This window comes from Mesorhizobium ventifaucium (assembly GCF_935822925.1).
In the GTDB taxonomy this organism is placed as follows: Bacteria; Pseudomonadota; Alphaproteobacteria; order Rhizobiales; family Rhizobiaceae; genus Mesorhizobium; species Mesorhizobium ventifaucium.
Genome location: NZ_CAKXZS010000030.1, coordinates 1 through 14,360 on the forward strand (window position 1 = coordinate 1; position 14,360 = coordinate 14,360).

The 14,360-nt window shown below is 61.7% G+C and carries 17 protein-coding genes; 4 read left to right on the forward strand and 13 right to left on the reverse strand.

The features are described 5' to 3' along the window. Window positions 1-719 precede the first annotated feature (719 nt). Both NMG70_RS24100 and NMG70_RS24105 read left to right on the forward strand, forming a co-directional pair. Complete coding sequence (locus tag NMG70_RS24100) at window positions 720-1,346, forward strand: XRE family transcriptional regulator (RefSeq protein ID WP_254026837.1); 627 nt, start codon at window positions 720-722, stop codon at window positions 1,344-1,346. A 110-nt stretch (window positions 1,347-1,456) separates the two neighbouring features. Beyond that, window positions 1,457-1,765 carry an RES domain-containing protein gene (locus NMG70_RS24105; protein WP_254026838.1) on the forward strand — a complete coding sequence of 103 codons (309 nt, stop codon included), beginning with the start codon at window positions 1,457-1,459 and terminating at the stop codon, window positions 1,763-1,765. A 32-nt stretch (window positions 1,766-1,797) separates the two neighbouring features. On the opposite strand, the gene NMG70_RS24110 is transcribed toward NMG70_RS24105, so the two are convergent. Continuing rightward, the gene (locus tag NMG70_RS24110; RefSeq protein ID WP_254026839.1) at window positions 1,798-2,214 is read right to left on the reverse strand and encodes a GFA family protein; all 417 of its coding nucleotides are present in this window, start codon (window positions 2,212-2,214) and stop codon (window positions 1,798-1,800) included. A gap of 22 nt (window positions 2,215-2,236) precedes the next feature. After that, window positions 2,237-2,707: an SRPBCC family protein gene (locus NMG70_RS24115; protein WP_254026840.1), complete on the reverse strand. Its 471-nt coding sequence runs from the start codon at window positions 2,705-2,707 to the stop codon at window positions 2,237-2,239. Between the two features lie 104 nt (window positions 2,708-2,811). Here NMG70_RS24115 and folP point away from each other — a divergent pair, with 104 nt between their 5' ends. Next, window positions 2,812-3,645, forward strand: coding sequence for a dihydropteroate synthase (gene folP / locus NMG70_RS24120; RefSeq protein ID WP_254026841.1), 834 nt, complete (start codon window positions 2,812-2,814; stop codon window positions 3,643-3,645). A gap of 95 nt (window positions 3,646-3,740) precedes the next feature. On the opposite strand, the gene pqqE is transcribed toward folP, so the two are convergent. The 9 genes from pqqE to NMG70_RS24165 all read right to left on the reverse strand — a co-directional run bounded on the left by pqqE (window position 3,741) and on the right by NMG70_RS24165 (window position 11,325). Continuing rightward, window positions 3,741-4,862, reverse strand: coding sequence for a pyrroloquinoline quinone biosynthesis protein PqqE (gene pqqE, locus NMG70_RS24125; protein ID WP_254026842.1), 1,122 nt, complete (start codon window positions 4,860-4,862; stop codon window positions 3,741-3,743). After that, on the reverse strand, window positions 4,859-5,155 hold the full coding sequence (gene pqqD / locus NMG70_RS24130; RefSeq protein WP_123148295.1) for a pyrroloquinoline quinone biosynthesis peptide chaperone PqqD: 297 nt from the start codon (window positions 5,153-5,155) through the stop codon (window positions 4,859-4,861). The genes pqqE and pqqD overlap by 4 nt, the downstream gene beginning before the upstream one ends. Next, window positions 5,152-5,910 (reverse strand): pyrroloquinoline-quinone synthase PqqC, encoded by a 759-nt coding sequence (gene pqqC / locus NMG70_RS24135; protein ID WP_254026843.1) that lies wholly within the window; start codon window positions 5,908-5,910, stop codon window positions 5,152-5,154. The genes pqqD and pqqC overlap by 4 nt, the downstream gene beginning before the upstream one ends. Then, on the reverse strand, window positions 5,907-6,845 hold the full coding sequence (gene pqqB / locus NMG70_RS24140; RefSeq protein ID WP_254026844.1) for a pyrroloquinoline quinone biosynthesis protein PqqB: 939 nt from the start codon (window positions 6,843-6,845) through the stop codon (window positions 5,907-5,909). The genes pqqC and pqqB overlap by 4 nt, the downstream gene beginning before the upstream one ends. A gap of 153 nt (window positions 6,846-6,998) precedes the next feature. Continuing rightward, window positions 6,999-7,094, reverse strand: coding sequence for a pyrroloquinoline quinone precursor peptide PqqA (locus tag NMG70_RS24145; RefSeq protein WP_101954564.1), 96 nt, complete (start codon window positions 7,092-7,094; stop codon window positions 6,999-7,001). Between the two features lie 164 nt (window positions 7,095-7,258). Continuing rightward, window positions 7,259-7,831 carry a PQQ-dependent catabolism-associated CXXCW motif protein gene (locus NMG70_RS24150; protein ID WP_254026994.1) on the reverse strand — a complete coding sequence of 191 codons (573 nt, stop codon included), beginning with the start codon at window positions 7,829-7,831 and terminating at the stop codon, window positions 7,259-7,261. Between the two features lie 19 nt (window positions 7,832-7,850). Then, a complete protein-coding gene (locus NMG70_RS24155; protein ID WP_254026845.1) occupies window positions 7,851-8,711 on the reverse strand; it encodes a substrate-binding domain-containing protein in 861 nt (286 codons plus the stop codon). A 1-nt stretch (window position 8,712) separates the two neighbouring features. Further along, window positions 8,713-9,237, reverse strand: coding sequence for a c-type cytochrome, methanol metabolism-related (locus NMG70_RS24160; protein ID WP_254026846.1), 525 nt, complete (start codon window positions 9,235-9,237; stop codon window positions 8,713-8,715). Between the two features lie 189 nt (window positions 9,238-9,426). Further along, a complete protein-coding gene (locus NMG70_RS24165; protein WP_436798451.1) occupies window positions 9,427-11,325 on the reverse strand; it encodes a methanol/ethanol family PQQ-dependent dehydrogenase in 1,899 nt (632 codons plus the stop codon). 672 nt (window positions 11,326-11,997) lie between these two features. Here NMG70_RS24165 and NMG70_RS24170 point away from each other — a divergent pair. Continuing rightward, entirely contained in the window at window positions 11,998-12,351 is a 354-nt protein-coding gene (locus tag NMG70_RS24170) for a hypothetical protein (RefSeq protein WP_254026847.1), read from the forward strand. Window positions 12,352-12,405: 54 nt separating this feature from the next. Here NMG70_RS24170 and NMG70_RS24175 read toward each other — a convergent pair whose 3' ends face one another. After that, the gene (locus NMG70_RS24175; RefSeq protein ID WP_254026848.1) at window positions 12,406-13,269 is read right to left on the reverse strand and encodes a quinoprotein dehydrogenase-associated SoxYZ-like carrier; all 864 of its coding nucleotides are present in this window, start codon (window positions 13,267-13,269) and stop codon (window positions 12,406-12,408) included. Window positions 13,270-13,374: 105 nt separating this feature from the next. Then, window positions 13,375-14,346, reverse strand: coding sequence for a quinoprotein relay system zinc metallohydrolase 2 (locus tag NMG70_RS24180; RefSeq protein ID WP_254026849.1), 972 nt, complete (start codon window positions 14,344-14,346; stop codon window positions 13,375-13,377). Between the last annotated feature and the right edge of the window lie 14 nt (window positions 14,347-14,360).

Here is a 14,360-nt window from a genome sequence, read left to right on the forward strand (position 1 = left end):
GGAGAAGGAGGAGTGAGATCGCGCTCACCGATAGCAGCTCGACCTGGCAGCTCAAAGGAGATCGACGCCTTGATAGGTGTGGTGCTCGGCCCCACCTACACGCCCTTTACCGGTGCACGCGAGGCGTCATGGCAATCGCCATTGGATAGCCTGCTGTACTTGCGTTCGACGTTACCGTCTGGGTCAGGAATTGATCCAAATCGCCGCGTTGCAGCTTCGGCGGCAGGTGAGGGCGGAGCCACATCAGGGACCGAAAAACCGCCCCGGGTCGTCGGCGATAATCTACTAAGGCACTCGCGCTAAAAACGAATTCTTGACTAGCACTCAGCCCTGGTAAGGACTCCGTTCCCAGAGAGATCGCCAAGGAACGCTGTCGTTGCGATCCATGGGACTAGCTCGAAACTGGCCGATCTGGTTCAACTCGTACTTTTCGCGGCCGATCGAATCGACCGACATGATCCAAGCGGTGCTATAACCCTCGGAGCAGGGCGCGCTCAATTTTATCGGCGAGCTCGGCCCTCGCGAGATGACGGGGAAGTTGTCGGGCGTGGGCATCGTGATCGGCAGTCCGTCGACGCAAGGGGCGCTGCTTTACGAAGTTATCCAACTTGACGAATTTGCAACTTGTCTCACATTGATGGAAACAGGAGGTTGTCATCATGGCCGCTCCAAAGCGCAGCAATCATAGCGTGACCGCATCGCATGCGGGCGTTACCACAATGGCATTTACCACGAAACTGCCGTCGCAGTCGGACTTCAAGAAGGTGCTGCTCGAGCGCTATCAAGAGGCGATCGCGCATAGTCGCAAGATCGGCCACCGCGTATCGTTCCGGGTCGAGGTTGATCCAGCCGTCGGCGCGCAGACGATCACGCCGGTCGAGGAACAGCCGATCGCCTCGGATGATTTGTTTCCTGCCGAAGACACGGGCATGCCCGACGCCGAACTTGAAGCGGCGCTTGCCGCTGCGCGCCAGCGTGGCCGCAAGCATGTCGCCGAAATTGTCGCCGGCGAAGACATGCTAAGCGCGGAAGCCTTTGCCAAGCTGCTCGGCATGTCGCGGGTGACGGTCAACGCCAAGCGGCAGAGCGGGCAGCTGCTCGGGATCGATGGCGCCAAGCGCGGGTTCCGCTTTCCTGTGTGGCAACTCGACAACGACGGCCGACCATTCGGGGCATTGCCGGCGCTCTATGCGATGTTGGGTAACAGTGCATGGGGTGTCTACCGGTTTCTGATGTCTCGTCACGGTGCGCTCGATGGACGAACAGGTCTTCGAGCCCTTCAGCAGGGCGATGATGCGTCGGTGCTAGCCGCTGCGGAAGGTGTGGCACGGGGCGATTTCGACTGAATGCCGGGCGTTCCGCCTCCACCTGACTTCGGACGCGCAAAGCTCGAAATCGAGACCATACCGCGGGTCGGACGTTCGGTCGGATCTACTGGAGTACCTATCCTGATCCGTTGGGTTACGGGAAGTCGCCAAGTCGCTTCAGCGATCCGCGGCGGCGGGTCCCTGCCAACCGGTTCGGCGTTCTCTATCTCGGCGATTGCCTGAAAGTATGCTTTCTCGAGGCCGTGCTGCGGGATCGGCGCGAAGGACTTGTCGACGATCTTCCGATAGAGGAGGTGGAGCTGACCCAACGGCGCTATGCGGAGATCGCGACCGGGGCGAACCTTCGCCTGGTCGACCTCAGGGGCGACAATGCGGTCAGGATGGGTGTGCACCGTAATGCGATCCGCGCCTGTGGTGGGCGCAGATCCGCCTCCTGACGATAGTGCGCGTCCGCCCTGCCGCCGGGCCGTTAGGCTGATGGCATCTTCTCGAACGTCGTCAGCCCCGTTTCCATCTTGTCCCAGGGGAGGGCCCGGATACCGTAGGTCACCACGGTCGGATTGAACCGGCCTGGATCGTCAAGGCTTGCGGCATGGACCGTGATCACGTCCGGCATGGCGGCGTATGTCAAGTGTGTCGGCGTTCCGCAGACCGGGCAGAAGGAATGGATTTTCTCATTTCCGTTGTCCGCCGCGACACGCCAGTCCGTCGTCACGCCGGTGATCGTTACGTCCGCCCGCGACGGAAACGTCAGGTAAGATCCGTGACCGGTGCCGCTTCTTTTCTGGCAATCGCGGCATTGGCAGTGGTTCTCGAAGATCGGGGCTGCCTTTGCCTCGTAGCGGACCGCGCCGCACGCGCATCCGCCGGTGTAGGGAGTGCTCATCTGCTCGGTCCTTTGTCCTGGGTCAGGCCGCCCGTTCGGACGCGCGCGGCTTGGCGAAGACATCGATCGCCTGACCCGTTTCGAGGAAGGATTTCAGGCTGGAAAGGACGATCGGCCAACCCTTTTTGATGCCGTTGGCCATGCCGCTGCCGGCTTCGAGTTCGTCATGGGTGACGGTCAGCCGGACCATGGCCTCGTATTCCTCGACCTCGAAGGTCACCCGGCTGTAGCTCGCCGGATCCGACGCCTGCGAAGCGTTTGCCCAGGTGATGACGAGACGGGTCGGCGGCGACACCTCGACGACCTTGCCGACGAGCTCAACTGTCCGGTCGTCATTGGCGCGGATATGCTGCCAGCTCGAACCGGGCTTCCAGTCGGAGACGTTCTCGTGGCCCCAGTAGCGCCGTGCGAGGTCCGGTTTGGTTATCGCCTCGAACACCTTTGCCGGTGTCGAGACAATATAGGTCGTGTAGATAAAGCTTTCCTTGGTCATTGCTACGCTCCTTTTGTTTCGCGGGCATAGGTAGATTGGAAACCGGGTTCGTGTGAGTGACAATCTTGTCGCGAATTGCATCTGATACGAAAAAAGGTTGACGCATGACGCGCTGGCAGCTTGCTCATGGACGGCATCTCGATCTTGGCGCGAAATCGTTGCTGATGGGGATTTTGAACGTCACGCCGGACAGTTTTTCCGACGGCGGAGAATTCGACCGGCCGGAGCGGGCGCCCCAGCAGGCGCGGCGCATGATCGGCGAGGGCGCGGCGATCATCGATGTCGGCGGCGAATCCACCCGGCCCGGCGCCGGCGCCGTTTCGGCGCGCGAGGAACAATCGCGCATCTTGCCGGTCATCGAGGCGCTGTCGTCCGACGGCGGCTGCCTGGTTTCGGTCGACACCTACAGGGCCGAGACGGCGCGGCTGGCGGTCGCGGCGGGCGCGCATATCGTCAACGACGTGCACGGCCTGCAGCGCGAACCCGACATCGCGCAGGTCGCGGCGGAAACCGGCGCCGGCCTCGTCATCATGCACACCGGGCGCGGCCGCGAAAAACTGGCGGATGTGATCGCCGACCAGTTCCTGTTCCTGAACAGATCGCTGGAGATCGCGCGCGGCGCCGGCATCCCGGACGATCGGATCGTGCTCGACCCCGGCTTCGCTTTCGCCAAGGACGGCGAAGAAAACCTCGAGCTCCTGGCTCGCTTCGGTGAATTGCGCGCGCTCGGTTTTCCATTGCTGGTCGGCACGTCACGCAAGCGCCTTGCCCATCACCTGGTCGGCGACGGTGACGAAGGGCGGGACGTCGGCACAGCAGCAACAAGCGTCATCCTGCGGCTGAAGGGCGCTTCGATCTTTCGCGTGCACAATATCGCGGTCAATCGCGACGCACTGGCATTCGCCGACGCGGTGCGCGAGCGCGAGACCGGGGAATAATGCATGTCGCCCAAAAGTATGCCCTTGGGCCTGACCCGAGGGTGCGCAGCGGTTTTGGGATAACGACACGCATAACAACAAGAACTTCAGGCGCGTCAGGCGGGCTCGGTGACGACGCCGATCCGCCGGTAGACGAATTGTTCGTCGCTCGAAGGAACTGCCGCAGCACGCTGGGCTTCATCGATCAGCATGGCCATGCGCGCATGGATCGGCGATTTCGCGCAAGCCGGGTCCGTCGCGGCGGCGTCGCCGGCGATCGCCATCGCCTGGCAGCGGCAGCCGCCCCAGTCGATCTCACGCCGTTCGCAACTGCGACAGGGCTGCTGCATCCAGTCGGTGCCGCGAAAGGCGTTGAATGCCGGCGAATCAGTCCAGATTTCGGCCAGGCTGCGCGGTCCGAAACGCTCGAAGCTGAGCGACGGGATGGTCTGTGCGGCATGGCACGGCAGCACGGTGCCGTCTGGCGCCACCATGAAGGCGTCGCGCGCCCAGCCGCCCATGCACGGCTTGGGATAGATGGCGAAATAATCCGGCGTGACGAAATCGATGTTCATGATGCCGGTCAGCCGTTCGCGCGCCGCCGCGACGATCTCCGCCTGACGGTCGACCGCAGCACGCTCGGGCATCAGTTGATCGCGATTGGTCAGCGCCCAGCCGGCATACTGCACGTTGGCGATCTCGAGCCGCTCCGCGCCCAGCGAAAGCGCCAGGTCGATGAATTCCGGCACCTCCTCGATGTTGTGGCGATGGATCGGCGCGTTGATGGTCAGCGGCAGGCCGGCCTTGCGGGCGCGGCGTGCCGTCTCCAGCTTCTTTTCGTGGCCGCCTTTGTGATTGCCGATGCGGTCGGTGGTCGTCGGCCGTGCGCCTTGAAAGCTCAGTTGCAGATGGTCGAGCCCGGCTTCGGCAAACGCCTCGATGCGGCCTTCGGCAATGCCGACGCCGGCGGTGATCAGGTTGGTGTAGACGCCGCGCGCCGAAAGCCCGGCGATCAATTGCTCGAGGTCGCGGCGCAGCGTCGGTTCACCGCCCGACAGATGCACCTGGAGAATGCCGAGATCGGCAGCCTGCGAGAACAGGTCGAGCCAGGTCTGTGTATCGAGTTCGCGATTGGCTTTCAGCAATTCGAGCGGATTGGAGCAATACGGGCATTGCAGCGGGCAGCGATGCGTCAGTTCCGCCAGCATGCCGATCGGAGGGAGAAGGGGCTCGCTCATAGTTTTACCAGCAGCTTGTCCGACCATTCTTGCAGGAAGGCGACGACGTCGGCCGCCACGGCCTCCTGTTCGGCGTCATAGTCTGCGGCAAGGCCGGCAATGATGTGGCCGACCGTCGACCGTCCATCGCAGCGGCGCAATATATCGAGGCTGATGTCGTTCGGCCAGAACACCTTTTCCGGCGAGAGCACGGCGAACGCCTGCCGCACGGGGTCGTACTGTATGCGCACGTGCTTCGGCAGCGATGGCACCGACTGCGGCGACACCAAGGCTCTTTCGCGCAGCGCCATCATCGGGCTGGCTCCGGACGGAAGGCGCCGGGCGGGATGTTTCCGGGCTCGCCATAGGCGTGTTGAAGCGCGTCGAGCATGGCCCACAGTATATCGCATTTGAACACCAGCGCATCGATCGCCTGCTGTTGGCGTTCCGCCGTGTCGGCATGGCTGAGCACGTAGGCGAGGGCGAAGTCGGAGTCGCGCGAGGCCTGTTCGGGCCGTCGGCTGAAATAGGCCAGCGTATCCTCGGTGATGTAGTCGTATTTGGCCAGCATCGCCGGGACCCGTTCGCCGATGATGAGCGGCGAGAACATCTCGGTCAGCGACGAGGCGACCGCCTCGAACAGCGTCCGGTTCGTGCAAAAGGCGAGGTAGGCGCCGACCGCGAAACGTGTCGCCGGCAGCGCCAGCCTTTCGCTCTTCACGTCATCGGCATCGAGGCCGAGCGAGGTCGCCAGATGCAGCCAGCGCGCGATGCCGCCGCTCCAGCCGTCCTCGCCATCGTGGTCCTCGATGCGTTTGCGCCAGGCGGCGCGAAACGCCGGGTCCTGCGCATGTGCGAGGATCATGGCATCCTTGCGCGGGATGACGGCCTGGTAGCAATAGCGGTTCAGCGCCCAAGCCTGCATCTCGGTCCGCGACAGCGCACCGCTGGTCATCCTGTGATGGAAGGGATGGCGGTTGTGATAGCGCTCGGCGCCGACCTGCCGCAGCACCGCTTCGAGCGCGCTGGAGGACAGGCCGTTCCTGGCCGCGTCGTGGAAAGCACTCAAAATTCCATCTCCATGCCGTCGCGGGCGACTTCCCAGCCAGCCGCTTTGACAGCTGCGTGTTCGGCGGAATTCTCGTCCAGAACAGGATTGGTGTTGTTGATGTGGACGAAGACACGGCGGCCGATCCTCACATCGGCCAGGCCGGCGATCGACCCATCGTCTCCCGACATTGCCAGATGCCCCATGCGCGCACCGGTCTTTTGGCCGACGCCGGCGGCAATCATCTCGTCGTCGGTGTAGACCGTGCCATCGAAAAGTACACAGGCGGCATCGGCCAGGCGCGTGCGCAGGGCCTCATCGATGCGCGCGCAGCCTGGGATATAGAAGACGGAGCCGCGGCTGCCGGCACCAGTGATACGGACGCCGATCGTGTCGCCGGCGTCGGAACTGAAATTGGCATCCGGGCGGCTTCTTTCCTCGAGGTAGAGGGCTATCTTGCCGGGCACGGGAAAGCTCTCGACAGTCACGCCCGTGTCGTGGCCGTCTGCATCGCAGATCGCCAGTTCTTCAGCCGGCGGCAAGATGCGCCGCGGCACGAGCGCCGGATCGAGAACATTGAAAATCGAATTCGCCTCCAGCGTCGCCAGAACCTGTGTCGTTGCGTAGATGGCGAAGGGCTGCCGCTCACGCAGGCTGAGCAGGCCGGCGACATGATCGACATCGGCATTGGTCAGCAACACCGCGCGGATAGGCGTCGAACGCAACGGCGCATCATGCGCGGGCTGCAATTCAGGCGTTTGCGCAATCTGCTTGCGAATATCAGGCGAGGCGTTGAAGAGAACCCAGCCGGCCCCATCCACCGAGGCGGCGATGCTTGATTGGGTTCGCGAATGCACGCCAGCCATCCCGGTGCGAGCCGCGCGGCTCAGGCGATAGTTGCAGTTCCACTGCGGAAAGCCGCCGCCTGCCGCCGAGCCGATGATCTTCAAGCGCATTGCAATGCCCGCTCTGCGGCTTGTTCAACCAACAGCAAATCTTCGAACGCGAATGGCTTCGCGCCCGCATTGAACGCGTCAAAGCCTTTCACCAAGACCTCGCGCGGCAAGCCAGTGCGTGTCCCCGTTGCCGGGGACACGCACCTCTGCGGCCTACTTCTTGGGAGGAATTTCAGCAGGCAGATACCGCGAAATCTCGAAGCCCGCAGCAACCTGGCACATGGTCGGTTTTGTCCAGCTCTTCTTCATGGCATTTCTCCTCTTCTACCAGCCCGAAGGGGCCGATCTTTTCTCAGTCATCCATTGCTGGGCACCATTGCAATGGCTCGTCCATCAGCTCTCAAATGGACAAATGAAACGGCAGGTTCTGAAAAATCGAAAAACAACACGATTGAAAATAACAATGCTCCCGCTTAATTGCTAATCACATAAGGCTTCCTTTCCTCCAGCGGAAGGTTTGCACCTTCCCATCCATCGGCGCCGGGCGGATACCAGATCACCGAACTGTAGCCCCATTCGATGGCCCGTTTCGCGGCATTCCACGACATCCAGCAATTCGTCATGCAATAGAACAGAATGGCACGCGACTTGTCGGGACCGGCTGCGGCCGCGAGGCCCTGGCGAAAATAGTTGGCAGTCTCCTCGGAGAGAGCACCGTAGCCGACATTGGCCAGCCAGGTGCTGCCCGGGATGTCCTTTCTGATCGTGTCTCTCCAAATCGTTCCTGCCGGCAGATTGGTCGGCTTCAGCGTGTTCGGCATGACGTCGAAGAAGACTGCCTTGTTCTCCCGCCACAGCGCCTCCGCCTCCGCCGTCGTCACCACCTTCGCGCCCTGCAGCGTCTGCGGCACCGGCGCCCGATAGTCGTCCATCCGGTAGCCGCCGGGCTCGGCGATCTCGCCGGCCCACATCGGTTCGGCCCACATCGATCCGGTCAGACCCAGAAGGCCAGCAGCGACCAGCAAAATCGTCTCCTTTCCCTTCATACCCTTCATACGTTTCTCGTCATTGCGTGATCGGATTGTCGTGTTCGTCGATCAGCGGCACATTGTACTCCAACAGGATCCTGTTGATTTCCGTCTGGTTTTCCCTGATCACCCGGTTGAGCGTCCGCTTCCATTCCTGGTCGGATGGACGCACGCCCATGGTGATGCGGTATGACATGCGGGCGCCGGTTTTTTCCTTCATCAGCGGAACCACAGTGAGATCGGCGCCCGATTTTCTGGCGTAGTAGCCCGCCATCGGCCCCCACACGATGGCGGCGTCGATCGTGCCTGCCAAAAGATCCTTGATCATGACTTCAGCCATTGATGGGGCGATGCGCGTGTCCACCATCAACGGGTAGGTCTTGGCGCTCCGCATCAGCTTGGCCGCGGCCAGGTTGGAAGCCGGCGGCGTTCCGCCGACAATTCCGATTTTCTTGTCCGCGAGCCTGGCATCCTCGATGGTTTCGACGCCGCCGAGGCCGCCGCCCTTCCGGTAAACCAGCACATAAGCCGACCGGTAATAGGCGTTGGTGTTCTGGACCAGTTCGTCGCCCTGCGCGTATCCCATGATGACGTCGCAGCGGTTGGCTGTCAGCGTGTTGCGCACGAAACCGGTGATCATGGGAAACCAGGTATAAGCGACTGATTTCCGGCCGGTCTTCTCGGCAACCAGTTCCGCCAGCCTGTTTTCGAAACCTTCGCCACTTTGGTCGGTGAACGGCATGTTCGAGGGATCGGCGCAGACGCGCAGCACTTCCGGGTCGACCAGCTCTCCGGCGGCGCCGAGGCCCGCATCTTGCGCCAGCGCATGGGCGGGGACGAACGCGGCCGCCGTGGCAGCGAACAGGAAGAGGCGCAGCCTATCGCGGTACCAACTCATCTCATCCTCCCATGCAGGACGCTTCATGGTCCTTGGCTGCCTGCGGCTTCTCCGCCTTCTTGGGCGGGCGGCCACGGGGAGCAGCGCCGACCGCGCGTGCGCGCAGATAGACATAGAGGTCGTCCATGTAGCAGTAGACGTTCTTGTTGTCGCCGAAGGCCGGCATGACGTTTTCCTTGCCGCCGCCGACGTTTTTGCGACCCTCGGCCACGATCGACAGAAAGGTTCCATAGTCGGTGTTCTTCATGGTCTCCGCCAGGGCCGGCGCGTAGCTCGAGCCGACGCCATCCGGCCCATGGCAGACATGGCAGTCGGAGTGATATCGGCGGTAACCGCTGAACGTGTACCAATCCACGCTTCCGTTCTCGATCTTGTAGGTCGGATTTCCGTCCGCGTCCAAATTCTTGCCGTCCTCTTCCGTCACTGCCTTGGCTTTTTCCGCGCTGTCCTGGGCTTGTGCGAGGCTTGAGCCTGCCAGAGGCAGCAGAGCCAGAGCGAGAGCGGAAATTACAATGCGAACCGACATTCAGACTCTTTCCTTCATTTCGCCTGCACACGGTCTTGCTGTCGTGAAGCGGCATTGATCGGTGTTTCGGGTACGCGGCGAAATCGAGAGCCCGGCGGGCATTCGCCGGTGATCCGGGCTCTCGTTTCTCGGGCCATTTCTCAGGCCATGGGCCTTTGCATCGCAAGGGTCGTGCGATGCCCCGGAAGATCAATCCGGGAGGCCGAAGACGGTGAGCTGACCGCCCAGCGTCGTGTAGTCGGCAAGAGCGGCATAGCCGCCGACCGCGCCAAGACCAGCCGTGGAGATGGACTTTTCCTCATCGGTCGGAGCTTTCTCACCCGCCACTGCCGTTTGCCAGGCTGCGGCGCCTTCGGCTCCCAAAAGGCCACCTGCGAGGCCGATGCCAGCCCAGCCACCGACACCCGACAGGACGGCTATATACTGCTTGCCGCCATGTTCGAAGGTGTTGACGTTGCCGATGATGCCCGACGGCGTCTTGAACTTGTAGAGTTCTTTGCCTTCGGTATCGACGGCCTTGATGTAGCCTTCCAGCGTGCCGTAGAAGACCACATCGCCTTCGGTGGCAAGCGCGCCGGACCAGACCGAGAACTGCTCGGGCTTGGACCAAACGATCTCGCCCTTGGCCGCGTCCCAGGCGATGAAGTTGCCCATGCCGCCATGGCTGTTTGGCGTCGGGTACATCGCCACCGTCGCGCCGACATAGGGCTGGCCGGCGGTATAACTTACCTTGTAAGGCTCGTAGTCCATGCAGACATGGTTGGTCGGCACATAGAACAGTCCGGTCTTCGGCGAATAGGTCGCGGGCTGCTGGTCCTTGGTGCCAAGCGCGGCGGGGCAGATGCCCGTCGAGTTGGTGTCTTCGCCGTTCTGCTGGGTCGAATATTTGGCCACGACCTGCGGACGGCCATACTGGTCGCTGTTGGGGTCCATGTTGACCTCGGTCGCCCAATTCACCGTGGGATCGTATTTCTTGGCGACGAGAAGCTCGCCATTGGCGCGATCCATGGTGTAGGCAAAGCCGTTGCGGTCGAAATGCACCAGCACGTCACGCTTGGCGCCGTTGATCTCCATGCCGTCGACGAGAATGTTCTCGTTGACGCCATCATAGTCCCACTCGTCATGCGGGGTCATCTGGTAGAGCCATTTGGCCACGCCGGTGTCGGCATCGCGCGCCATGAGCGTCATCGACCAGCGATTGTCACCCGGGCGCTGGACCGGGTTCCAGGTCGAGGGATTGCCGGTGCCATAGTAAACCAGGTTCAGCTTGGGATCATAAGCGAACCATCCCCAAGTCGTGCCGCCACCGGTTTTCCACTGCTCGCCCTCCCAGGTGTTGATGCCGGAATCCGGCCCAACGGGCTTGCCGAGATGAGTGGTCTTTTCCGGATCGATGAGCGTCTCTGCATCCGGACCGGTGGAATAAGCCTTCCAGGCAAGCGAGCCATCCTTGAGGTTATACGCCGCGGTCCAGCCGCGGACACCGAATTCAGCGCCTGAAACGCCGATGATGACCTTGTCCTTGACGACCATAGGCGCGGCTGTGCCGGATTCGCCCTTGCTGCCGTCGGTCTCGCCGTTCTTGACCGACCAGACGACCTTGCCGGTCTTGGCATCGAGCGCCACAACAGTCGTGTCGGCCTGGTTGAGGATGATCTTGCCGTCACCATAGGCGACGCCGCGATTGACCGTATCGCAGCACATGATCGCAATGACGTTCGGATCCTGCTTGGGCTCGTACTTCCAGAGGATCTTGCCTTCATTGTTGAGGTCGAGAGCGTAGACGATATTCGGGAACGGCGTGTGGATATACATCACGTCGCCGATCACCAGCGGGCCGCCTTCATGGCCGCGCAGCACGCCAGTGGACATCGTCCACTTGACCTGCAGGTTCTTCACATTGTCCTTGTTGATCTGGTTCAGTTTCGAGTAACGGGTGTTGGCGTAATCACCCGTGGGCATTGCCCAGTTCTTGGCATCAGAGGCCATTTTCATCAGCTCTTCATTGGCCGACGTCATGTGGACCGCGCCGAACGACATGAGCGCCGCGGTCGTTAGTAGGTAGGCAGTTTTCGCTAATACACGCATCAAAGTCCTCCCAGGGTGCACAATGACGAATCGTCCGTTGAGCCCACCAGGGCTTGCCCAAGCGATTCATGTGGGGGAAGTATTTCCGGCAGCGTGTCACGACCTAAGCCGAATGAGCAGAGGGCACCGTTACTGCCCATCCCACTTGGCCTACGAAAGACTGTCGCCGCTCCCTAATGACGGTGACGCCCTTGAAGCCGGAAACAGGATGAAGCTATGTCATCGCCAGACGGAAGGCAAGAAAAATCACTTCCGCTTATGTTGCACTGCAATATAGAGAAATAGATGTGAAAAAGCCCGGACAGAAAGCTATTGATCGACTGTGGATGGAGCGAGATTTATATAAGTGGTTAAATTTTGCGTATTTTTCTGGCGAAATGTATTGATTTTTATTTGGGAATATTCGTTGGAGCGTGTGACTTTAAGTATGCGCGCGTCGCTCCCTGTGCCGATAGTGGAGCAGACATGAAATGAAGGTCAGCACCAGGATTCGGAGCGGATGTTGGTGCTGTCGGGGAGGCCTTTTGCCGGCCGGGACGGCCCTGTCCTTTGGTACTATATGGCCTGCACGAGAACTTGACTGGCGTGGGTTCGCGAGGCCAACTGGTGCGGTGATCCGTCTCGATCCAGTGGGCTCGATCTGTCACGTTCCGGGCCAATCGGAGGTTCTCCATGATCAGATATGTCGGCTTTTCGAGCTTGCCGCTGTTGCTCACGTCGGCCCTGGCCTTCGCCAATCCGGCCGGCGCCGCCGGAGATTATCCGACAGTGACGGTTGTCGACTATGTGCTCGGCTGCATGCGGACCAATGGCCAGACGCGTCAGGCGCTGGAGCGCTGTTCCTGCTCGATCGACGTCATCGCCTCAATCGTTCCATTCGAGGATTATGAAAGGGCCGAGACCTTCAAGAGCATGTCCCTGACGACAGGGGAGCGTTCGGGACTGTTCCGCGAAAACGCGCCGTCAAAAGCCGCAAGCACGGAGCTGAAGCGCGCGCAGGCGGAGGCCGACATGCGCTGCTTCTAAAGCGCGTCGCACTTGAATGGATTCATGCGACGCGCTGCATGCCGTTTCGAGGTTTCAAAGCCCCGTAACCTCCAGCGGCCATTGATGGCGAAATACCTTGCCATCCGTATCGATCGCTTCGACCTGGATTTGGCCAGTGCCGTGCGCGGTGAAATCGAACCGGAAATTGGGATCTTCCGAAATCGATATCCCCCCTTCCATCGACAGGATTAGCCGGTCTGCCTGCGAGACCGACAGTTTCTGAACAAAATGCGCCGGGATGAAATACTGGGTCAGCGGGTTGCGCTGCAGGCCCGAATTGTTCGGGTGGCGGATCATCAGCTGCAATTCCTGCGCCTTCGTCATCGTCTCTTGCGGCGGGAATTGGCGCAGCTTCATCTGCCCCATCGTCGCCATCGCCTCGTCCTGGTTCTTGACCGCCGGGGCGGAGCATCCGCCTGACGCCTTGACGAAGGTCTGGGCCATGTGGAGCGCGCCGCCCTGCGTTTCTGCTATGGCACGCAGATAGGAATAGTCGTCGACGCGCACGCGCGTCGACAGATGCGTCACGCCGGCGTCCTTGCCGATCTGGAACGTCGCCGCCACCGGCGCCGGGTTGACGTCGATGATCAAGGTGACGGATTTGATGCCGTCGGGCGCCTTGGCCGGGTCGATATAGATGTCGACGGGCACGATGGCGGCATCCTGCGCCCGCTTCGGCGCCTCGATCCTGACGACGCCGCTATCGACCAGAATTGCCCGATCGCCGAACACGTCGCCTTTCAGATCCTGCCAGATCCTGTTCGAAGACGCGGTTGACTGCTGGGCGTTGGCGACTCCGGAGGAACCAAAGAGCGTGCCGACGGCCAGGACAATCGCTGCAAAGACGGCTGCGAGCGGCAAGCCGAGTTGCCGGCTCCGGTAAGCGTGGTTCTGCATTTCGATGCCTCCACCAATCTCAGAGAGGTGGTGCCCAGGCCGATCTCGAGGATAGACCCTTGACGATGCGTTGGCAAATCGATCCACAACGCTTGTCGCTGTGATCTATTCCCATTCGAGTTCGGCAAAGGCGGCCGTTGCATTGCGCTCGTTGTAGTCGTCGAAGAGATGCCAATTGCCCCGTTCGCTTGCGCCGGCGGTCCTGACGGCCTCGCGGAGCGGCATCCCGTCGGCGATCGCCTTGCGAACATCGCGCGCCAGAATTTCGAAATAGCGCCGCTGCGCCGTCAGCGCCGCCGGCCAGTCGGCCGGCACCGGGCCATGACCCGGCACGACACGCACTGCGCCGATCGCGGCGAGCGCATCCATCTGGCGGAGCCAGCCGAGCAGCGATCCGTCGAGCGTCGGCAAGGAACCGATGAAAACCAGATCGCCGGCAAACAGCGTGCGGGTCGCGCTGTCGAAGACGGTCAGGTCGTTGTCGGTGTGAGCCGCCTTCCATGCCTGCAATTCGAGCACGCGTCCGCCGAGGTCGAGCTGCAGGCGATCGTCGACCAGCATCGTCGGCGGTATGATCTCGATGCCTTTGATGAGCGCGTCGCCGATCTGTTCGCGAAAGTTTCGCAGGTAGAAGGCGCCGCGTGCCTCGAGGGCGCGCGGCAGATTGTGGTGGCCGATGATGGTGGCGCCGATCTGCCGGAACGCCGCGTTGCCGAAGACATGGTCGGGGTGCATGTGGGTGTTGATCAGGTAGCGGACCGGCTTGGCGCTTATCTTGCCGATTGCGGCGATGAGGGCGTTCGCCTCGATCAGGCTGCCGCCGCTGTCGATGACGGCGACGGCATCGGTGCCGACGACGACGCCCAGGTTGGAGATCGCGCCCTGGTTGGCGGCGCTCATCAATTCATCGATGCCCTGGAAAGCGAAGACGCCGTCGGCGACCTTCCTGAGCTTGAATTCAAGGCCGTAGGCTGCGGCGACAGCGGCCCGCCCGAGGCAGCAGGGCAGCATCGCCGCGCTGACCGCGGTGCAGGCGAAGCCGTTCACAAGCTTGCGTCGTATCCTGTCGATCGGCATGGCTTCCTCCCGAT